The organism is Paenibacillus sp. ClWae2A (genome assembly GCF_032452295.1).
Lineage (GTDB): Bacteria > Bacillota > Bacilli > Paenibacillales > Paenibacillaceae > Paenibacillus.
In genome coordinates this window covers 74058-96074 of record NZ_JAULSQ010000005.1, presented here as the reverse complement: position 1 = coordinate 96074, position 22017 = coordinate 74058, and the positions used below count along the sequence as shown (strand labels likewise).

General features: G+C 42.7%; 14 protein-coding genes and 1 pseudogene. 10 read left to right on the top strand and 5 right to left on the bottom strand.

The window, feature by feature from the left end; translation table 11 throughout:
• Positions 1-98: 98 nt before the first annotated feature.
• From QVE09_RS17170 to QVE09_RS17160, 3 genes are read left to right on the top strand one after another with little or no spacing between them, the layout of a single operon-like run.
• A complete protein-coding gene (locus tag QVE09_RS17170; protein ID WP_315937756.1) occupies positions 99-3452 on the top strand; it encodes a glycosyl hydrolase in 3354 nt (1117 codons plus the stop codon).
• Positions 3453-3469: 17 nt separating this feature from the next.
• Complete coding sequence (locus QVE09_RS17165) at positions 3470-4291, top strand: polysaccharide deacetylase family protein (RefSeq protein ID WP_315937755.1); 822 nt, start codon at positions 3470-3472, stop codon at positions 4289-4291.
• Positions 4292-4348: 57 nt separating this feature from the next.
• A complete protein-coding gene (locus QVE09_RS17160; RefSeq protein WP_315937754.1) occupies positions 4349-6526 on the top strand; it encodes a glycoside hydrolase family 88/105 protein in 2178 nt (725 codons plus the stop codon).
• A 189-nt stretch (positions 6527-6715) separates the two neighbouring features.
• Here the strand turns inward: QVE09_RS17160 and QVE09_RS17155 are convergent, their stop codons facing one another.
• Positions 6716-7591 (bottom strand): DUF72 domain-containing protein, encoded by an 876-nt coding sequence (locus QVE09_RS17155; RefSeq protein ID WP_315937753.1) that lies wholly within the window; start codon positions 7589-7591, stop codon positions 6716-6718.
• Between the two features lie 349 nt (positions 7592-7940).
• Here QVE09_RS17155 and QVE09_RS31550 point away from each other — a divergent pair, with 349 nt between their 5' ends.
• Positions 7941-8060 (top strand): class I SAM-dependent methyltransferase, encoded by a 120-nt coding sequence (locus QVE09_RS31550; protein WP_397387052.1) that lies wholly within the window; start codon positions 7941-7943, stop codon positions 8058-8060.
• A gap of 230 nt (positions 8061-8290) precedes the next feature.
• Here QVE09_RS31550 and QVE09_RS17145 read toward each other — a convergent pair whose 3' ends face one another.
• Positions 8291-11932 carry a P-loop NTPase fold protein gene (locus QVE09_RS17145; RefSeq protein WP_315937752.1) on the bottom strand — a complete coding sequence of 1214 codons (3642 nt, stop codon included), beginning with the start codon at positions 11930-11932 and terminating at the stop codon, positions 8291-8293.
• 444 nt (positions 11933-12376) lie between these two features.
• Here QVE09_RS17145 and QVE09_RS17140 point away from each other — a divergent pair, with 444 nt between their 5' ends.
• The gene (locus tag QVE09_RS17140; protein ID WP_315937751.1) at positions 12377-14134 is read left to right on the top strand and encodes an AIPR family protein; all 1758 of its coding nucleotides are present in this window, start codon (positions 12377-12379) and stop codon (positions 14132-14134) included.
• A 1153-nt stretch (positions 14135-15287) separates the two neighbouring features.
• Here the strand turns inward: QVE09_RS17140 and QVE09_RS17135 are convergent.
• Together QVE09_RS17135 and QVE09_RS17130 are read right to left on the bottom strand one after the other, a co-directional pair.
• Entirely contained in the window at positions 15288-16382 is a 1095-nt protein-coding gene (locus QVE09_RS17135; RefSeq protein ID WP_315937750.1) for an FRG domain-containing protein, read from the bottom strand.
• 229 nt (positions 16383-16611) lie between these two features.
• Positions 16612-16953: pseudogene (locus QVE09_RS17130) on the bottom strand (DUF72 domain-containing protein); the annotation flags it as partial.
• A 232-nt stretch (positions 16954-17185) separates the two neighbouring features.
• Here QVE09_RS17130 and QVE09_RS17125 point away from each other — a divergent pair.
• The 5 genes from QVE09_RS17125 (at position 17186) to QVE09_RS17105 (ending at position 21259) form a co-directional block, all read left to right on the top strand.
• A complete protein-coding gene (locus QVE09_RS17125; RefSeq protein ID WP_315937749.1) occupies positions 17186-17929 on the top strand; it encodes a class I SAM-dependent methyltransferase in 744 nt (247 codons plus the stop codon).
• Positions 17930-17956: 27 nt separating this feature from the next.
• On the top strand, positions 17957-18940 hold the full coding sequence (locus tag QVE09_RS17120) for an MBL fold metallo-hydrolase (RefSeq protein WP_315937748.1): 984 nt from the start codon (positions 17957-17959) through the stop codon (positions 18938-18940).
• Positions 18941-19111: 171 nt separating this feature from the next.
• Positions 19112-19528: a hypothetical protein gene (locus QVE09_RS17115; RefSeq protein WP_315937747.1), complete on the top strand. Its 417-nt coding sequence runs from the start codon at positions 19112-19114 to the stop codon at positions 19526-19528.
• Positions 19525-20568 carry an FAD:protein FMN transferase gene (locus tag QVE09_RS17110; RefSeq protein WP_315937746.1) on the top strand — a complete coding sequence of 348 codons (1044 nt, stop codon included), beginning with the start codon at positions 19525-19527 and terminating at the stop codon, positions 20566-20568. Before QVE09_RS17115 ends, QVE09_RS17110 begins: the two co-directional genes overlap by 4 nt.
• A gap of 37 nt (positions 20569-20605) precedes the next feature.
• Complete coding sequence (locus QVE09_RS17105) at positions 20606-21259, top strand: ferric reductase-like transmembrane domain-containing protein (RefSeq protein WP_315937745.1); 654 nt, start codon at positions 20606-20608, stop codon at positions 21257-21259.
• A 160-nt stretch (positions 21260-21419) separates the two neighbouring features.
• Here QVE09_RS17105 and QVE09_RS17100 read toward each other — a convergent pair whose 3' ends face one another.
• The gene (locus QVE09_RS17100; protein WP_315937744.1) at positions 21420-21986 is read right to left on the bottom strand and encodes a phosphatidylglycerophosphatase A family protein; all 567 of its coding nucleotides are present in this window, start codon (positions 21984-21986) and stop codon (positions 21420-21422) included.
• Between the last annotated feature and the right edge of the window lie 31 nt (positions 21987-22017).

Here is a 22017-nt window from a genome sequence, read left to right as displayed (position 1 = left end):
TGTATAATCAAATCGAAAAAAACCTATTTGAACTGAAATGAACGTTATTGGTAAAGCTGGACACCACACACTCTTGGACACGCAGGGAGGAAGGCAACATGTGGAACGGGGATGCTTTTGAAAATCCTGAGGCGCAGTACAGGGTCCATCCCTTTTGGTTCTGGAACGGGGATATGGAAGAAGAACAGGTTAAGCGGCAAGTGGCTGAGATGGCGGCGCAAGGTGTAGGTGGATTCTTCATCTGTCCACGTCAGGGACTGCAAATTCCCTATCTGTCGGAAGCGTGGTTTGATAAGGTGCGGATTGCAGTGGAAGCGGCGGCTGCTCACGGCATGCAAGTATGGTTATATGACGAATATCCATATCCAAGTGGGATGGCTGGTGGGGAAGTGACCCTTGATTTCCCTGAAGCGAAGCAGCGACAGCTCGTGCATCATCAGTTGGTGGTTCAGGGCGGAGAAGCTGTGGATCTGGAGTTGCCATGGGGACGAGTCTTGGTTGCCAAGGCGATTCCCAAGGATGAACAGGGCAAGCGTCTGTGGCATGAGTCCATCGATCTGCGCAGCAAAATCGGCAATATCCAGACCGATCAGGTGTATCAGGAGACCGGACTCACATCGTATAACCGCAAGCGGTTCTTCACCTACCGAACAGCGTTCCGCTTGTTGTGGGATGTTCCCGCGGGTGATTGGGAGTTGATTATATTTCAAGAAATGGAGATCGACGATTTCAAATATTACGGCAACTTTGTTGATCCTTGCCACAAGGAAGCGATGAGTCGTTTTATTGAACTGACACATGAGCGTTATAAGTCAGCGGTTGGAGATCAATTTGAGAGCGTAATCAAAGGTATGTTCTCGGATGAAATTGCACCGCTGGGCCGTATCCCCTGGTCACCACAGCTTCCCCGTTATTTCAGAGAGCGTTGTGGTTATAGTCTGATCGATTCGCTACCGGCCCTGTTATATAGTGATGTTCCGGACGCGCATCGGATTCGGTATGACTACTATCAGTCCCTACACCTGCTTCTCAGGGAGTCCTATCACAAACAGGTGCATGACTGGTGTGAGGAAGCAGGAATCCAGTACGCGGCAGAGGTGCCTGGCGTACGGATGACTACCCAGTTGTTCAGTCATATGCCAGGTGGTGATTCGGCCCATGAGAAAATCGGACGATCCTTATCGTGGATTCTGGAACGGTATGGTCAAAAGATGCGTGACAATCCCAAGATGGTCAGTTCGCTTGCCCGGCAATTGGGCCGAAGCCGCAATCTGATTGAATGTTTTCACAGTGTAGGCTGGTCCATGACGCTACAGGATGCCAAGTGGATGATTGATCGAATGGCCGCCATGGGCACCAATTTCTATAACTTTCATGCCTTTTTCTATACGATTGGTGGGCTTGCGAAGCATGACGCACCACCGTCTCAATTTTTGCAGAATCCCTACTGGAAGCATTTCCGGCAGTTAGGGGATTACACCGGACGGTTGAGCTATCTCATGAGCACTGGAGTAGCAGACATTCGAATTGCTGTGCTTGACCCAACGACGACATTCTGGAGTCTGATGGGTAATCCGCTGCATGGATTTGAGTATAGCGGCGAGGACGAAGCAGAACGGGTGCAACTGGAGCGCCTGACGAAGGACTGGATGAGGATCACGACACTTCTGCTCGAAAACAGACGTGACTATGATCACCTTGATCCCGAATTGTTGGCTGAAGCTGACTTAACGGATGGTATCATTCAGATCGGCGTGGCCCGTTATGACGTACTGATTCTCCCACCGATGCTGAATCTGGAGGCCGCGGCCTGGGAACAGGTGAAGCGATTTGTTCGGCAGGGAGGAACGGTCATCTCTGTTGGGATGCCTCCGCATATTGCGATTCAGTCGGGAAGTCCGGAGGGAGATGAAGCTACCCAGTTCTTTGGCGCGGGCGAGCAGCCGCAAGAGGTGTACTGGGGCCGTAGCGTGATAACAGATCACGATAACCGTGAAACCATGTGGCATCAGGGTGAGGGGAATGCCTATTTTCTACCCGCAGGAACAGGGCAAGGAGATGACTTTTCGCTGGAGCTGATCTCCCTCCTGCTCGATCAGGTATTGCCCGAACCCATCTGCTGGATCATGGAGGAGGAAAGCGCCTCCCTGCTGATGCATACCCGTCAATTGTCGTCTGGGGAGCATATGGTTTTTTTGACCAATCAGGAGGGTCAGGACCTGATTGGTCAATTGAAGCTGGTCGCCAGACAGCTGTGGGATGGAACGGAGTTGACAGAGGGTGCTTGTATTGTGGCAGAACGACTTGATCTGGAAACAGGGCGGCTTCAGACATTGCCGTATACGAGCAGTGGTGGGGAATGGTGCATTTCACTAACACTGGCGCCTTATGAAGCGCATGCTGTTCGTCTTACTTTACAACCTGCGAAGGAAGAGGCATTAACAATGAAGGTGGATGTAACAGACAAAACGGGTTCGGCGTTCGTAACGGATGTATTGGCAGGAGCTAATCAAGCCTGTAAGATCATGGCCCCTTCGGAAGGGCCATGGCGACTCGAAACGGTGCAGCCTAACATTTTGCGAATGGGACAATTCCATCTTCAGGCTTCCAATGTTAATGGTGTGATTCTGGAAAGCCAGCATGTAGCTGTAAAACCGTTTATTGATCAGGCGGCAGAATTATCGGAGCAGCAGCATCTGCCAGTCCAGTTTAATCAGGTGTTTGGCACACCGAAAAAGGCATCCTTAGCCTATCCCATCGAATGCCGTTATACGACCACATTTGAGCTGAGAACGGCATTGCCTGCATGTTTGTTATTTATGGATAGAGCGGCGATTTCGGGCAGTTGGTCCATGGAGATTAATGGGCAACCACTTGAAAAGGAACAATTCGATCCAATCGAAATAACCGACCACAATAACATCGCTTGTGACATTACGGAGCTGCTGCACAGCGGTCTCAACGAAATGACGGTCATTGTGCAGGTAACGAAAGATGAGGATGGCATCGTGGATCCCCTTTATCTACAGGGAAGATTCGGCGTGGAGTTCCATCATGAAGGCATGGCCTCGCTCGTGCGGGAGTCGGACACGGCCCTTTGTATCGGACCAGAACCGCAGCCGCTGTATCCCCATTTTGCCGGGGAAATGAGTTATAAACGCACGTTCTGGCTGGATGAGCCAGGGGAAGATATTACCTCGTTTGAACTAGAATTTAGCGATTGGCGGGTGCAGGATGTGACGGAAGTGCGGGTGAACGGACATAGTCTGGGTGTGAGATGCTGGTCTCCATATCGTTGGAAAGGAGAGGCCTCCTGGTTGCGTCCGGGAGACAACGACATTGAAGTACGGATCACAAACACATTAATTGGCCTGCTGGAAGGTACGTATTTTGATTCAGAACATCATCGATTACAGGATGCAGGTCATGTACCTGTTGAAGAATTGGGATAAAGGAGTGGAAGTAAGGAATGGGACATCGTATTCAGTTTGACCGCTATCCAGGTGGTGTGATGAAAGCGTTAACGCTCAGTTATGACGATGGAGTGGTGCATGATCGCAGACTGGTGGAAATCTGTAATCGGTATGGTCTGCGAGGAACCTTTAATCTGAACTCCGGTACCCTGGGTAATCCAGGCCGCATTGAGGCTGGGGAAGTCGCTGAACTTTATACGGGGCATGAAGTAGCCGTTCACACGGTTACTCACCCTACGCTGCCTTATGTTCCGAATGAACTATTGACCGAAGAGATTATCGAAGACCGAAAAGCATTGGAGCAGCTCGTCGGTTATCCGGTACGAGGCATGGCTTATCCCAACGGAGGGTACGACCGTGCGTTAAGTACAAAGCTGGAGTGGCTTGGCATTGATTATGCCCGTACTGTTGAATCACATGGCAGATACACGTTGCCAGATCGGTCGCTTGAATGGCATCCGACGTGTCATCATAACCATGATCTGGCGGGGCATGCCAAACGTTTTATCCAACATTCCAAAACAGGTACACCACTATTACTCTACGTCTGGGGTCACAGTTATGAGTTCAATGACAACGACAATTGGGAGATCATCGAACAGTTCGGTGAGCAGATTGGCGGCAGGGACGATATCTGGTATGCGACAAACATCGAAGTGATTGCATACTGGAAAGCAGTGCAACGACTGGAGTGTTCAGCAGATCGCTCCATCATCCATAATCCGTCTGCCATCCCGGTTTGGTTCACGGCTGACCAGCAGGTTGTTGAAGTGCAGGGCGGAGAAACATTGCGGCTAAGCGGACGAATCAAGGTATAAGGAAGGGAGCTGACGATCATTCGTTATTTTCATGAGAACGAGGCGATTGCAGGCAAGGTGTACGATTCAATTCCGGATATATTAACTACGGTGGCTCAGCGTTATATTGGCGATCATCCGAAACATTCATTTTTGTTCAGAGCCTATCATCAGGGAGGTTTTCGTAGACGTGGGGACTACCGCTACGACCTGAATCTGAATGAGAAATGCGTTGGGGCGCATGCAGGGCAGTACGTGTATGTATGGGGCAAGTTATGGAGCGAGCAGAATACAACGTTAAATACGGGCTTGAACTGTTATAGTCCGGTGACGATTTACGTGAACGGTGAAGAGGTATTCAAGTCTGAGCTGTTGCAGGAATTATTTCCCGAGCGAAGAACCCAGATTCCGATTTCCGTGAACTATGGCTGGAATGATGTATTGCTGTGTTTTGTCAAAACAGAAGTGGGATTCGGCGGTATCTACGGAACAGCCTCGTTCAAAAATTTCCCGCTGCACTTCCTCACTCCTGGGGCAGATCGTCAGGGTCAGGAGGGCTGGTTATATTCGGAACCCGTCGATGAACCTGTAGTATCTCTTCCTCGTGACGGCATGACGGAAGAAGAAACGGGTCTTACCTGGTATCCGCGCAGGGGCTGGACAGATGAGGAGCAGAGCATGGGTTCTTTTGCCCGCATCTTTGGTACAGAAAAGCCCGCTGTTGCCTACGCATGGTCCAGATTGGATGTAACTTTGCCAGGAACATCACCAGTTATTTTAAAAGGTCGTCATGATGGAGCTTTGACCCTGTATGTGGATGGCACGGAAGTATACTCTGCTGGAAGCAGCGGTAATTTCCGCGTTGAACTTCCTCGCCGTTACGGTACATCCGATCTGGTGGCGAAAGGTGAAATTCAGGCAGTCGGCGGCTCATGGGGATTCACGTTGGAATATGCCGAGCGTTCGGATTCCAAAGGCTGGAGACTGAAATCGCCTCATCCGGTTGCGGGATGTTCTAACCCCTGGCTGTACACGGGTGTGTTTGCTCCCGGTGCTGAACCATCGCATGTCGACATCGTGCGAACAGATACCGTATTTGATGATGGCGCACAAGGTGTGTATTGTCGGGTAGATCTTCCCGACACCCATGTTCGTCCTTACCTGGAAAATACACATTACGGAAAGTGGAATTATCCGCTTGGCGTTACCCTGCTTGGACTGCTACAGACGGGACAGGAATTGGGACGGGATGATTACATTCAGTATGTGCGGCAACATATTGAACTGAGTACTTCATTTGATCGCTATGGTCTGTGGGATCGGGAAGGGTACGGTGCGGCAGGGATTAATAATCAGCTGTCTGCCATCGACAGTCTGGATGATTGCGGTTCGTTTGGATCTACACTGCTCGCTGCGATGGAGTTGGGCGATATTCGTGGGGGAAGAGATACTGCGGATCGGATTGCAGGCTACATTACGGATGAGCAGGAGCGTCTGGAGGATGGTGCCTTTTACCGGGTTCGCGGCAGTGGAGAGATGCGTCAGGAGACGATGTGGTGTGATGACTTGTACATGAGTACACCTTTTCTGATGCGTTATGGTCAATTGACAGGAGATGCGACGTATTGGGATGATGCGGTCAATCAGTTCCTGATGTTCCGTAAATACCTCTATCTTCCCGAACAACAGATCATGTCCCATGTGTATGATTTTGTGCGTGGTCGGGCGACAGGTATTCCATGGGGACGAGGGAACGGCTGGGTGCTATTTTCATTAACCGAATTGTTATCCATCCTGCCACATGATCATGTGAAACGGTCGGAACTATTACAGTTCTATCGTGATTTAAGTGAAGGTTATTTGGCGTTGCAAGGGGAAAATGGACTATGGCATCAGGTGCTGAACCGCCCGGATTCGTATGAAGAAACCTCCTGCACATCCATGTTCATCTACGCTTATGCCCGTGGTATTCGGGAAGGCTGGCTGGAACAGCCAGAGCCCTATCTGGAGGCAGTGCGCAAAGGATGGGAAGGCATGACGCGTTTGTCGATTGACTATAAAGGCAATATATACGGGGTATGCCGGGGTTCCGGGTACTCGTTTACCGCCTTGTATTATCGCGATGATCTGGGATGGAATCTGAACGATACCCATGGGATCGGCATTGTGCTCTTGGCAGGCATTGAAGTGTATAAAATGAACCAGCAGCTCCGTAAGGCGTCTATCGATTCTTCGGTTACAGCCTTGCAGCGCTGATGTTTGACACAACGAAACGAATGTATGTGGATAGCTTCTATAGGTTGATAAGCAGTTAAAGAAAGCGGCAAAGCCCCCGGGCTTGCCGCTTTTAGTTTGTTTCCAATTTCGAAACTGATCTGCATAATAGCAATGATAAATACACTTACCTTCACCCAATAATATGAATAACTCCATCATTAGTTCGGATCAAAATAATTCCAGCTGTTCCGGTCCTTCTTCCTTCTCCGGTTCAGTACGGTCAGGAAAAGGCTTCACTGGCTGGTCCAGCAGATCCATCATCATCTGGGCATTCGCCGCTGCATCACCACCGGAGTTGTTGTTAAAAATAACATAGACATCCTTGCTCTGCTCCTGCAATTGCTCCAGATACCCTTTCCATTCCAACAATTCTTCCTTGTTGTAACGGTACAGGTAACGGGTCTCGCGCCAATTAGGCGCACCATTCTGATGCCACCCGGACACATTACGTCCGTGCATGCGAACCAGTGTCATCTCGGAATCCGTCGCCTGTGGCACGATGGGGATAGAACCTAGACCTGCCTGAGGTTCGTCACAGACGCTGTGAATCCAGCCTTGCTCTTTCAGGAACGAAAGCGTCCGCTCGCGCATGTCACCTTCATACCAGCTACGATGACGGAATTCCAGGGCACACAGAATGCCCTCCATTCTCAGTTTCACTTCACGAAGCTCTTTCACGTTGTCTTTATTGCACTCAAACCAAGGCGGATATTGAAACAAGGCTGCCTGCATCTTGCCGGCTTCAATGACCGGTTCCAGTGATTCCCGAAAAGCCTTATACATCTCCGACGTGCTGGTGAAGTAGGGCTTGCCCCGCAGATGTCCGGTCATTCCCTGATAGGCTTTGATGATAAAAGCAAAGGATTCGGGCGTCTCTGCAGCCCACCGTGCCATTCGATCCCGCGGCTGAACGGCGTAGAAAGAACTATCCACCTCCACGGTGGAGAAGTACTGTCCGTATAGACTGAGCTTGTCTTTAGCTTTGGTACGGTTTGGATAGAGATCTTCCTGATCCCCCCATCCGGTAAGTCCGATGTGAATCATAAGAACACCTCCTGTTGCTACATCTGATGTCAGCATATTGCGTCCAACGATTTCTAACATTCGTTGGTTTGACAGTAGCATGCCTCGTATATAAAGCTTCTACATATAGTTAACCGGTTTACAAGAGTGTGACTATGTTTAACATTATATCGTGTGGTTTCTGGGTGTTCAATGCAGGATAAAGGGTACCAATCCTTGAGTTTCAAGGGTAAAGACGATACAATTATTCTAAGATTAAGGGATTTAATCAGTAATGAATCAGAACTTTATAACAAGGGATTACGGATAGCTGGGTTAGTGACCATCTGGAGGGTGGGATGTGCAAAGGGCATATCAGGAAGTACATAAAATGATCAATTGGTTAAAGCTTCAGCCCAAGTCGCAGGTATTGAATCTGTGCTTTGGCATGGGACGACAACTACTGGCACTTGCTGACGCAGGATACCAGGTGACCGGAATCGACCTGTAGGACGTGCTTCTGTGTGAAGTGTGCCGAATGGATACCGAAAATCGAGTAGAATGGTGTCATGCTGACATGCGTGCGGTCCTACAGCTCCTGTATGGTTACGCTTGCGCGATATGTGTTAAAAGAAAGATAAAGTCAGTCTAATACTGAACAAATAGAAAAGAGCAGATGTTTTTGCCATCTGCTCTTTTTATCTGAAGTCTATTATAGTGTGTTATTCAGTATTGTAGCTATTAAAGTTTTCTCCACTTGAATTCTTTCTTAACTTCCTCCACTTCATCTGGATAGGTGTCTTTTAATGATCCTATAGAATTTCTTAGAGCGTTTGCGACGGTTTTATTTTTCTTAACAATATTCAGTGAAAGAATAGAGCGCTCATCCTTCAGAAGTAACAAAGTATCTAATGTTTCTCTTTTAGGAATAACAAGATCGTTTCTGATGCGTACAGCAGTAAACAAAGCAAAAATCGTCCAACGATCTAATTCTTTTATGATTTCCACAATTGAATTTTGGAACCAACTATTTAGTTTTGAGTCATCAACTTTTTGGATAGTAGTTTTTACTATTTGCTGCGATATACTATCGTTGAAATTCCATGTGCCTAGCTCGTCTATATATTTTAAACTTGGCTTTATTTGAATTCTGTCTGCTAGCTTCATGCCAAACTCATGTTTAGTTTCTGTAGAATCATATTTATCTAAATATGTCTTTCTATCTTCGGGATTAAAGAAATCCCATCTTCCGATAGCGATATCTCGATGAAATTCACTTTCTGGACTATGATGAGTAATAAAGAAATCAATATACGTGTCATTGTTGAGATCTAATTTTCTGCCTAATGTAATAACGAGTGAATCGATAGCATCTGAGTCAAGAAAATCTAGCAATTTCTCGACAACTGCTCTTTGAAGGAACGAATTCCAGTCAATAGACTCATTGTTTATTAACGCTTTTATAATGGTATTCATGTAATTGGTATGATGACTTCTATAGCCAGCATTAACTGATAGTGCTCCTTGGCGGACTTTGTAAAGATCAAAAACAGAATTTACTACCCACTCCGCAAGTTCCTGATTGACTTCCAAAAATGATACCAAAAGATTAGCTCGGTCTTCTACAGCAATTGGTGGCCAGTGAAGCCAGATCGTTGTTTTGTCAGAAGGGTAAATTTCGCTAACCAGTGGTTTTAAGTTCTCCGACCAAAGGGAGTCAGTGATAAGCTCATCAATTACAACATTTGCTTTTGATGCTCTATTACTGTCTTTGGCAATCCTTAATTCATCCTTAATCACTGATATAATATGATCAAATCTATCAGTAATTGTTTTTGAACGAGCTGTTAAAATGCTTGTCACTAGTGCTAGTGATTCTCTTTCTAATTCAAATGAAAAGATCTCTCCTGCGAAACCAGCAACTCCAGGACTGTTTTTCCAATAGCCCATCAACTCAATAGTTTTATCCTGATCGTTTTCCCACCATGTTTTGAAGATCTTATAATTTAGATTTGATATGGTTTTATAGTTAAGCTGACTAAAGTGATTTTCTAGCCCCTTAAAATCATCTTGGGTAAACCCAGTGAATTTAACTTGTTTTATTTCTTCTAGCAAAGCATTCATGTCTGATTGCTTTGACTGGGAGCTAACAAATAATTCACACCAAAGTGCACCAAGACCATCTAAAAACTCCACATAGCCTTCTTTCTCGTAATCAATATCTGACAAAAGTTTATTGATTAGAGATGTAGATAATTTTCCTCCGGTTAATTTTGCCCAGACTGAAAGCCAATTAGCCAAAGGCTCATCAAGCCAAGATTTAGAGTTTATCACATCTTTGAGATTTCTAATCCAATCAAAGGATTGGTTGTCCAAAATTGAATTATCAGGGGGTATGCTAGTCAGTGCATCACCAGCAATATAGGATCTTTTATTTTTATGCAATGATTGGATAATATTTTCACCAATATTAGGTATCCCCAGCTTCTCTAAATGATGTGGATATTTTACCCATAAATTGAATAATTCTTCGTAATATTCATCTTTAGAGATTGTTTGTCCGTAGGCTTCCCAAGTTAATACACTGCACTGGATGTATTCAAGTCCTGTGCATATGTCTACAATATCGAATTCATGCAATGAATCAATGTTTTCCACGATGATTTTTTCCCACCGGTTGATATCTATTTCTGCAATGAAGTTTAAGGCTTCTTTATGCTCAAAAAGTACTTTTAAGACATTTTCAGCAAAAATATTACTTGCAGTATCCGTATCTTCTAACGTTGAAGAGAGGACAATATGTTTATCTTTATCGGATAACTTAGTAAATTCCTCTGAAAATTTGTCAGTTTGTCCATTTAAAATCAGTTCTTTTGTATTTTCAAGTTCCGGTCGTCCTGTCAAAGGATTGAGCAACTGATTGTTAAAATATATGAAAGGACGAGGGTCTGTTGGCATACTACCTTTTACTCGAGATAGAAAAGCTTCAAGTAATTGGGCTGATTCATCCGGTTTCTCATTTTCTTCTGGAAGTGAATCCTTATTATCGTGCAATTTTCTGATTTGCTCTTCAATAGGTTGTCTGAGTGTGAGTGGGTTTTGACTAACGTAATGATAATAGTTAGGGAAATCTGTCTTTAGAACAGTGAAAATAGCAATTTCATTTGGGTGTTTTCGAAGAAAATTTACACCAGCTTCTGCATCACGTTTAAATGCTAAATACCAGTCGAAAGCATACGCATTTAATATTTTTTTTACTTGCCTTGGAGTGCGGATCCCTGTGTGAATTAATATCCCTAAGAGTCTATCTACAGGCATATTCTCGTGCAGTGTCCATCTTATTCGTTGTTCGGATAATAGATTTTTTGCATAGCTTCTCATGTTGACTTTTTCTACATGTGGCAGATGAAGTTGTAAATCAAACGTTTTATTTAAGAATTCACTTACAGATAAATTAGACATCTTTTTCTCAGTAAATGCAGAAGATATACCTTCTAACAAGACTTCTTCATCACAGGGAACGATAAACGCACATTGTTTAGAACGTAAAAAGGTTTTAATAGTGTTAAGAGCTGCTACCAGTTGCTTTGGAGGAAGCCGATCAAGATCGTCAAAAACTAGAATAAGTTTTTTTCCTTTGTTGGCTTTTAGATAATCGCTTACGGCGCTTTCAAAACGGTGTTCGAATTGGTCACCATGTTGAAGTGCTAATTCATTTTTTGTTGTTTGATACGTAAGTTCAACTCCGCTTTTGTTAAGAAGAGCGGTACCAATCATGATGATTAACAAGGTCGTTGAACTTGTGAATGAAAGAGCCCAAGCATCTTTTAGATTAAATATCCATTCATACAGAATGGTGATTAAGATAAGTGTCAGTGAGTAAATAGCCATAATGAAACCATGTTTCTTCCAAAGTTCTCGTTGGAATATGGACCATATTCCAGATGTCTTTCTCATTTCTATTGTAGACTCAGTATGATCAATGCTCTTATTTTTTTTTACTTTCAGTGCTGCTTCAACTTCTCTTACGATTTTTCTATGTAAAGAAGGGGCATCGTCAGCAAATTTCCAGACATTAATGAACTTTAACAAGTACTTACGATCATTCTTTCTTTCTGCCTTCACCTTTGTTTCCAGTAGTCGTAGAACCGATGTTTTACCTGTTCCCCATGAACCCATTAATCCGATATGCAGTGGAAGTTGTCCTTCTTCTAGAAGTTCATATATGATATCTGCCATTTGGCCATATTGAAACTTATCTTCTTGACGACTCGTGACTGGAGAATCTTGAAGATAAAGTGGTTCTTTAGTTGATATCTTTTTTCGACCACTAGGATTTGTGAAAGGGATAAGTTTAGTTATTTTTAGGAGTGATTTTCTCATTGTTATAATTCGCCCTCAGTTTCTGGAGTTAATTACTTTGTATCCATTATATTCCTTAGTGAAATAAAAAAACATTAAAAAAAGTTGATCTATTTTGTAGATGAAGTGGGGAGGAGCTTCTTAAAAAAAGCAAGCGTGACTTGGCTTCCTAAAATTCACTGACTAATGTTCTTCAATATAAATCCATGTTTCCTTAACAAATTAGCATATATCTGAAAACTAAATGAGATGAGAAAAAGGAGCGGCCTTGCTTATTTCGCTAAATGCTCAGTGTATATTGAACTATAGTTTCCCTTTAGCTCAATAGGTATCTGATGTAATCTATTAGCTCCAAAAACTTGCCCTCATTATGGATTAATAAGAATTTCTAGCATTCATTAAATTTAGTATATGATACAATAATATGAGTTATAGGGTTTAAATACATATCTACTGAGGTGAATTATGAGCAATCAAGTCACACTGCTTAATATTTTTTTAGAAGAGTTTACAAAGGAAAGTAATCTAAATAATGCTGATATAGCATTCGAATCGTTTGCAACAAATCAAATATTTAAGGATTATGATATTACTTTTGAAGAAATACAGCTTGGATTAGTTGGAGAAAAAAAAGACTATGGTATTGATGGTATATTTATCTTTGCTAATGATGAGCTAATCAATTCAGATGAAGAATTTCAAACAAGCAGTAAACCGGTGTTTGATTTTCATTTTTTACAATATAAAAACACTGATACTATTTCCGAAGATGTCATTAATAAGTTCATCGTAGCTAGTGAAGAGTTATTTAATTTAGATAAAGATTTTAATACTCTTGAGGGAGTAATTTCTGAAGCACTTAAAGACAAAATATTACTAATTCACAGACTTATTAAACTGACTGCTTCAAAACATCCAAAAATTAATATCAATTTCTATCATGTTTGTAAAGGTGATGCTGCCAATATCTATGGTCCTAAACATAATAATTATAGTTACATTCATAAAATTGAAACACTAAAAACAAAAATTACAGATACAAACTTAGGTAATATTACTTTTGACTTTAGAATAATTGATGCATCAACTATTTTGGGGTTAACTCGTAAAGAACCCAGTTATTCCCTTCAGCTAAAATTAAATGAGAATCCAATTGCATTGGAATATAAAGAGACTGATGAAAGAGGTTATATCGCTTCAGTAAATGTAATTGAGTACTTTAAATTTCTTGTTGATTCAACAGATAATTCTTTGAGAAAATATTTATTTGAATCTAATATTCGTGATTATCAAAACAACACAACTGTTAATTCTGAAATAATACAAACATTAAAAAATAAGAATGAATTAGATTTTTGGTGGTTAAATAATGGAATTACGATTATAGCAGAAAATGGAACCTTAACAGGAAAAACTTTGCACCTGGATAATGTTCAAATAGTTAACGGATTACAAACTTCTCATTCAATATACCATACATTTGTAGAAGGAATTCCAGAATCAGACTCACGCTCTATTTTGTTGAAAATAATAATTACGAATAAAAAAGAAACAACTGATGTAATAATAAAATCAAATAATTCTCATAATCCTGTTCCACCTGCTTTGTTAAGAGCAACAGATAAAGTGCAAAGAGATATCGAGGACTATTTACTATCTCATGATCTTTATTATGATAGAAGAAAAAACTATTATAAGAACTTGAAAAAACCTACAAAACAAATTGTTTCGATAAATTATTTATCACAATGTTTAACTGCATTGGTCGAAAAAAACCCTTCAAAAGCAAGGTCTAACCCAACAATTTTAACAAAAAACGAACATGACTATAACAGACTATTTCCATCTACTAGACCAATGGAAGTATACTCAAACTCGATTAAATTAATGAAAAAGATTGAAACTTATTTAAAACAGTCTTTTAATGCTAAAAATGAAATGGATGTAGCAGTAGCAACGTATTATCATTTTCATATTGGTAGAGTACTCATATCTTATCTTTCGAATCATATAAGATATAATGGCGATAGATTTCTAAAATCATTAGATTTAGATCAAATTAATGACTTAGAGATAAATGCTGCACTTAGAATAACCAAAGAGCTTGTAATGGACTATTCTTTTGATAACCAACAGCAAAATTTAACATATATATCTAAACAAATACCTTTTAGTGATTATATAAATGTTAATCTTGCTTCAATGCTAACATCATATAACTGAATTATTTTAACTATCATGGCCAATAATAAAATAGTAGTAGAATAGATGCAGATCTTTAACTGAGATCCGCCGCAAACCCAGGGCAAAAGAATCGAGGATGGTGTTCTCCCCTTAGTTCTCCTTGTAGTTGAGCATAGATTTATGTGGTCGGTGCTTTTTAATGCCCTAACAAGGGCCTAGATTAAATTTAACGAACTTCATTATTAATCAACTAAATGCATAAGTATGCCAAAAAAATGAGGATACATTTTTGCAGACAGCTCGGCGTGAAGCTAGCCCTTAAAGGCCATATGTTTCAATGGATTGATCTGTTACATATAAGGCTTTACACGAGTCTTCGAGACTAACTAAATTCATTTTATCAGAACTTCTTTGCCCCTTTCCGTTTGCAACGGCAGAGCATTTTTCCCAGTTCAAGTCCTCAAGCATTCAGTGACTAACACTCCTATAAGCAAAAAAATCGAAACCAACCGGACTAGTTAGGATCACTTATAGTGAAAACTTTAATTTACGCCTCACTTAAAAAATTCCGAATAGAGAAAAATAATTTAGTTAATGACCTTAATTTTCCTTCAGTTAATAATTTTTTTGGAATGTTTAACGAACTTTGTATTTATTTTCGTTATTTCTGAATATTGTATTAACGTAATTGGTCCGTTAATTGAACAAAGGCAGCCGATTACGATGGTCGGCTGCCTCCTTGTTTATATAGCTATCACGTTTTGTCTGTTCATCCGCGAATTAATTGTTTATGGTGCGGTTCTTTTCCGTACCTAATCTAAAAAGTGAATAGAAACTTCATAACAAAATAACCATTCCGCATTATAGAGAGGTTATTTTTTCCTTTTGCTTGTTTGTCTTCAGAGAAACATTCTTCGCTATAGTTTCTGAAAAACTCGTCTGGGATGCATAAGTACGTGAACAGGCTTACTTCGTTAAATTGGTCTTCAGAAGGACCTTTAAAATATATAAATGGCGTGAGTGGATCAAAATTTTTAGCAATTGATTTAATTGACCTGATGCTACCTTCTTCTTAGTTGTTTGCAATTAATTCAATGAATAAGAAACCAAGTACTTGTCCTTGGTAAGGACAAGTACTTGGTTACATTGATCTAATGATTTTATTTTTGCAGATTTCGACTTTATATAACTATTAAAATTTCTTCTTATTTAGATAGGAAGCTATATTATCAAAATCGCCATAAATACTTTTGAGATTAATTCCGATGAAGTCTAATTCTTCAAGTATAGTTTCTTGATCTTTTATTGTGAAAGTTTCATCAGGAATATATTCTTGCTTAATAATTTCATCTGGTATATTTTCGTTTTTCGTTGCAAAAGTTTGGAATAGTTGAGATAAGAAAACACCATCTTGATTACGTATTCTATCAAACTTATAAGGTGTCTTATATAATAAGTACGGCATATTGGGGAACACGGGTTCACTCTTTAGGCCATAAAAGGAACTTGTGTAAACTCCTTTAAAGTATTCCGTAAGTAAAATTAAATACAAAGTTGATAAGACAGACTTACCCATATATTGTATACCTAGTTTCGATTCATATTTTCTTTGTAACTTTTCAAGTTCTATGGAAAGGTTGTCTTCCATTCCATAAATACCATACGGACTTGTTATTACGTTGTATAGATCCTTATCAATTCGAACATCCGGTATTACGTTTAAATATAGATCAATAACGTTGATTAAGTAGGGCTCGATACTGTTATCCCAAAAAAAATTAGAAAAGTACTCTAACAATGTATTGATTATTGAACTATCATTTCTTAGAAATAAGTCCACAATATTATATGAATGAGAGGGAGCCATCATATGTGTGTTGATTAAACTCGAAATATCAATAGTAGAGTCTTTATCAAATAAATATACATAACCAGTATTATTAGTATTCTCAGTGCCAATGTTAAATGAACAAGCAAAATATAGAGCAATCAGAGGGGACGTTGTCAGATCAATCAAATTTGTTGATAAACCATGATGTTGGCTGAATGCCAAGAAATTTTTTCTTTCAAACTCTCCTATATCTGAAGCAATTTCAGAATAATAGTCATTCACCAAATCCTCGTAGAAATTAAATTTTTCACTTCTTAAAAGTTGCATATTGCCTTTTCTCAGCAAAGAGGAAGCAATTAAAGGGTACTTGTTATTTTCTCCACGGAAATAATATTGATTGTTCCTTAATTCCTTAACAGCAGTAATATACTCATTTAAAGTGTAGATCTCGTTCAAGAAAATTCTCCTTATTTTAAGTTTTATTATATTAATCGTCTTTTAAATATCATTATTTAAGCCTAAGCTAGATTTTAATTTGTCTTTATTTATGAACACGTTCAAAATTATAAAGCTATTTATGTACGGGTTTATAATTATGTACAACCAAGGTAATGATCATTTATGTAGAATCAATCAAGAAAAAAATGAAATTTATATTTATGTACGAATTATTTTATGTAGATACTGGCGGATATTGAAACAAGGCTGCTTGCATTTTACCAGCTTCAATGACGGGCTCTAGTGATTCTCGAAAAGCCTTATACATCTCCGACGTGCTGGTGAAGTATGGTTTGCCTCGCAGATGTCCGGTCATTCCCTGATAGGCTTTGATGATAAAAGCAAAGGATTCGGGCGTCTCTGCAACCCACCGTGCCATTCGATCCCGCGGCTGAACGGCGTAGAAAGAACTATCCACCTCCACGGTGGAGAAGTACTGTCCGTATAGACTGAGCTTGTCTTTGGCTTTGGTACGGTTTGGATAGAGATCTTCCTGATCCCCCCATCCGGTAAGTCCGATGCGAATCATAAGAACACCTCCTGTTGCTTTTTGAACAACCTCTTATAATTAACCGATTTGCAGGCATATGTCTAACATTATATCGTGTGCATTTTGGCTCTTCAATGTTGGAAAATTACTGGGATTTTTTGAGTTTGCAGAATAAAGACGTTACAATACATTAAAGCTAGGGGAAATGATCAGGCCTGTACAGAGCGTACTACAGACAGAGGGCCGATGACCATGTGGAGGGCGAGTTTGGATGACGGAATGGTATGAAAAGAGTTTTGGAGAAGATTATCTTCTCGTATACAAGCACCGCGATGTGCAGGGTGCCCATCAGGAAGTACATAAAATGATTAATTGGTTGAAACTTGAGCCTAATGCTGAAGTATTGGATCTATGCTGTGGTATGGGACGGCACTCCATGGCACTTGCTGATGCAGGATTGCGAGTGACCGGAGTTGATCTATCCGATGTGCTTCTGCGCGAAGCGCGCCTAATGGACACCGAACACCGAGTATCGTGGTGTCATGCGGACATGCGTGAACTCCCGCTGAAAGGTGGCTTCGACGCTGTAGTCAATCTGTTCACATCGTTTGGTTATTTCCTGGAGGACGGAGAACAACTGAAAGTATTACGTGCCATTCATCGCATGCTTCGCCCGGGTGGCAGCTTTATAATTGATTTTATGAATACGGCTTATGTGACTCGGCATCTGGTGCCACACTCCGTCCGAGAGGATGAGGGGCAGCGGATTGAGGAGTATCGCAAGATTGAGGAAGGGTTTGTGCAAAAGGAAATTCGCATTACGGATACCACATCCGGACATGAACCGCGGGTATATCAGGAGCGTGTGAAGTTGTACACACGGGAACAACTGAGTCAGATGTTAAGTGCCGCTGGACTCCGGGTAGATCAGGTACATGGCGGCTATGACGAAGAGAAATATGACGAGCAGACTTCTCCACGCATGATTTTTGTTGGTCGTCGTCCTGTGGAGTGAACAGAGACAGTCTGGAAGGGGGATAACATGAAGCGCACAGAAGAGATGTCCATGACAGAGGGCATACACCGGGTCAAGATCAGCATGTCTTTTCCCTTACGATGGGTGAACAGTTATGTGTTATCAGAACCGGATGGGAATATAACCATTATAGATCCGGGACCGCGTAATTCGGAAACGGAACAGGAGTGGAGTGAAGCGCTGGCAGATCTCGGCCTGACCTTTAGTGATATTCGTCAAGTTGTACTGACCCACCATCACCCCGATCATCTTGGGTTGTCGGGTTGGATGCAACAGATGACGGGGTCACCCGTTCGAATGTCCACACGCTCCCGCCAAGAGGCCGATTATATCTGGGGACCTGATTCACACATTAATACAATAGTACCTGATTATTATGGTCGTCATGGTATGCCCGAAGACAAGACTGAGCAGATACATGAACATATGAAGGCATTCATTTCGCAAATCACGCCACTTCCAAATGTGACACCCGTTGAAGATGGAGAGTGGCTCGATATGGGCGGGAGACGTTGGGTTGCTGTGGAGACGGGTGGACATGCCCCAGGCCATTTATCCTTTTATGCACCGGAATCCATGGAGATTCTATGCGGAGATGCAGTTTTGCCACAGATTTCACCGAATATCAGTCTGCAACCCGGCAGTGACCCTCAGCCATTATTGTCTTATATGGAAGGATTGCAACGTCTTGGGGAGCTGAACGTCAAGCAGGCGTATCCGGGGCATCGGAATCCTTTTGCCCAGTTCAGCGAACGGACAGTACAACTGCTCGCTCATCACGAGGAACGTCTTCAGAAGATGACGGAACGAATTCAGGAGTCACCAGCGAATGCGTATGACATCTGTGTACACATGTTTGGCAATCGGCTTGGTACCCATCAACTGCGGTTTGCCATGAGTGAGACGTTGGCCCATTTGCAGGAGTTAATTCGACGCGAACTAGTGAAGCAAGAGCAACAACCGGATGGCACGTTCTATTTTCGATTTTAACGTATGATGATATCGATATGAAATGATAATACGATCTATATAGAGGCTCTGGACAGGAAATTCACCTGTTCTGGGCCTTTTTAGCCTCTCTTAACGGTTCATTCATCTATTTTTAAGCCAGCGCGCCTATGATACATCTATGAACTTCGCTAAAGAAAGCAGGGAAGAGCGATGACCAGAAGAAAACGGAATCAATGGAGAAAATGGCAAGCTTCAGCGGCAGCAACGTTGACTGTGGCTGCACTCTTTCAATATGTAAGAACTTCGGATGCCTTTGATGTGGCCTATGCAGCAGCGAATGGCACAGATACAAGTGTTACTGCTTCAAGCCAGGTGGATACGCATGATGATGTGATGGATGAATGGATCAGTAGTACAACGGACAGCAACAACTGGAACACGCAGGACAATGACAATAATGATAGTCAATATAATGGAACATCTGATAGCACACAAGCATCTCGGCCAGATCAGAGCACGAGTAACAGGGGGAATTATTCAGATTCTCAGCGTATCGGGCAAAATAACCAGGGTACAGACTCTGGATACAGCAGTGGCAACTATCAGTCACGTACAGGTGCATCATGAGCCGCACGGAGCAAGTTGCTCGTCCGCTCCGATTTCAATTCCGTGCGATGAACACGGATGTTGAAGTGCAACTGTCCGCTGGGCGGGAAGAAGCTGAACATGCAGCAAGTTTGGTCAAGAATTGGTTTGAGACGCAGGAGCAGCGCTTCAGCCGATTTGTGGCAGACAGTGAACTGAATCGTCTGAATCATTCGACCGGATGGATACCCATCTCCGCTGCGATGGATGAAGTTTTGAGTCTGGCCTACGGTTATATTGGACTGACCGAAGGGATTTTTCAACCGGGCATCTCGCAGGCTCTTCAGGCTTCGGGATACGATCTATCTTTTGAGAAGGTGCAACAAAGACAAACGCAACGCCCATTGCTTGAACGCATATTGCGAACAAAAACGCCTGAATGTTCAGGGATGACAGAAGATCGATATGACCACAGCCGTCCGAGCTGGATTCAGCGGGAAGGTAGCCGGATGGTTCATCTGGACCCTGGAGCTGAGCTGGACCTAGGAGGAATCGTTAAGGGATGGGCGGTGGAGCGCATTGCAGACTGGTTGCAGCGGACATTGCATATCCCGGCGGGTTTAATTAACGCGGGTGGAGATATTCAGGTATGGGGTACACCAGACCATCCCCAGTGGACCTTGAAAGTAGCAGATCCTTTGCAGGATCAGGGAAATGTGTCAGGGGTGGTTCGCATACAGCGAGGAGCTGTTGCCACTTCAGGTATTTCGCATAGACAATGGCAAAATTCAGACGGAAGCCTTGCGCATCATCTCATTGACCCCCGGACAATGGAGCCGGCGGCTACGGATGTGCTACAGTGTACCGTTCTGGGACAGCATGCATCGCAATGCGAGATTATTGCCAAGACGGTCTGCATTATGGGGAGTGTCGAGGCAGTAAGTTGGTTAAACCGACATTATGATCGGCATGACGTCCTGTGGATAACACAGGATGGGAGCACTTATTTCAGAGGGAATACAGATACGCTCGCTGAGCACTGGCCCGGTTTTGATCCGGATCATCGCTTCAGTCTGATATAAAAAGAGGACAAGTCTAACAGATATGGGGGAGCCTGTTATGGCACAATGGATTGTAGATTACCTGCCGACGTGGAATATCATTCGAATTAGTGGAATTGCTGCTTATGTGCTGCTCTTTGCCGGTGTATTTCTAGGCATTGCTCAAGGAATGCCGATGGCCAAAGGCAAACCCAAAGCGGCCATGTTCAAATGGCATACGCGAACGACCTGGCTCGCCTTCGGACTTGGACTCGTGCATGCGTTAACGTTATATATTGATCATTACAGTCCATTTACCTGGGGAGAACTTCTGATTCCTTTTACCGCCTCCGTGCATCCGATTGGCAGTGGTCTGGGAACGTTATCTTTCTACGGATTAGTGATCGTCCTCTTATCCAGTGACCTGCGGAACAAGCTGGGCCGCAAATGGTGGTTCATGTTCCACATGTTATCCTATCCCGTGTTCATTGGTCTGCTGGTTCACGGCATGGTAACGGGATCAGATGCTGGTAATATCATCATGCGGATGATGTATGTATTTACCGGACTCAGCATTCTCGGTATCACGGTGTTGCGTGGTATGTTGCGAGAACGCAAAGGCCCGGAAATCACGATTGGACCGAAACGGGCAACATCTGGTTCACCTTCCGAGCAGAATTGGGTTGAAGGTTTTGGTTTGGCGGGAACGGTACGACCTAAACATCTGAAATAATAACATGTGGATTATCCACTCATCATCGTACACATGCAAAAGAAGCGGCCATCAGGCCGCTTTTTCCATGAGCAGGTATCTTATTGAATAGTTAATTCACCAAACATGCACACACATCTCCAATGTTCCGTATGACTTCAGATATGAAACGAGTTATGCGTTATACCGTTTCATCGCTGACAGGTTTTTCTCCCAGTGCTTCTTCAAGCTCGGATTGTTTGCGATGGGCGATCCGACTACTCGCTGCCGATGCAATCGCACCGACAATATCATCGAAGAATGTGTGGACAGGGCCCAGGCTCTTGTCATTTAGTCGTTCAAGCACCCCTGGTTTCAGCTTGTCCACATAACCATAATTCGTAAATCCAATGCTGCCATATACATTGACGATGGAGAATGCCAAAATCTCATCCACGCCATACAGTCCTTCATCGTTCTCAACCATCTCCTGCAAAGGAGATATGAGCTGCCCCTGTTCTGCCAGAATATCAAGCTGAATCCCGGTCAGAACCGCGTTCTGTACCTCACGTTTACGGAGAACCATCTCCACATTTTCGATACATTCTTCCATCGTAAGACCTGGATAATATTTTTGCTGCAATAACATGACCAGTTCTGCGATCTCAGGGATCGTGACGCCCCGCTTATGCAGCCATTCCCTTGTTGCCTCCGCGACCTTGCGGCTATTCAGGCTGTAAGGGATTTTTTCTTGCTCAGGATGTTCCATGGGCGATTCCTCCTCTGAAGTTAGCAATGTC

Bases quoted from the DNA above. Each gene is read 5' to 3' on its own strand.
- QVE09_RS17170 (WP_315937756.1), top strand. From the start codon at position 99: ATGTGGAACGGGGATGCTTTTGAAAATCCTGAGGCGCAGTACAGGGTC.
- QVE09_RS17165 (WP_315937755.1), top strand. From the start codon at position 3,470: ATGGGACATCGTATTCAGTTTGACCGCTATCCAGGTGGTGTGATGAAA.
- QVE09_RS17155 (WP_315937753.1), bottom strand. From the start codon at position 7,591: ATGATTCACATCGGACTTACCGGATGGGGGGATCAGGAAGATCTCTAT.
- QVE09_RS31550 (WP_397387052.1), top strand. From the start codon at position 7,941: ATGATCAATTGGTTAAAGCTTCAGCCCAAGTCGCAGGTATTGAATCTG.
- QVE09_RS17145 (WP_315937752.1), bottom strand. From the start codon at position 11,932: ATGAGAAAATCACTCCTAAAAATAACTAAACTTATCCCTTTCACAAAT.
- QVE09_RS17140 (WP_315937751.1), top strand. From the start codon at position 12,377: ATGAGCAATCAAGTCACACTGCTTAATATTTTTTTAGAAGAGTTTACA.
- QVE09_RS17125 (WP_315937749.1), top strand. From the start codon at position 17,186: ATGACGGAATGGTATGAAAAGAGTTTTGGAGAAGATTATCTTCTCGTA.
- QVE09_RS17120 (WP_315937748.1), top strand. From the start codon at position 17,957: ATGAAGCGCACAGAAGAGATGTCCATGACAGAGGGCATACACCGGGTC.
- QVE09_RS17115 (WP_315937747.1), top strand. From the start codon at position 19,112: ATGACCAGAAGAAAACGGAATCAATGGAGAAAATGGCAAGCTTCAGCG.
- QVE09_RS17110 (WP_315937746.1), top strand. From the start codon at position 19,525: ATGAGCCGCACGGAGCAAGTTGCTCGTCCGCTCCGATTTCAATTCCGT.
- QVE09_RS17105 (WP_315937745.1), top strand. From the start codon at position 20,606: ATGGCACAATGGATTGTAGATTACCTGCCGACGTGGAATATCATTCGA.
- QVE09_RS17100 (WP_315937744.1), bottom strand. From the start codon at position 21,986: ATGGAACATCCTGAGCAAGAAAAAATCCCTTACAGCCTGAATAGCCGC.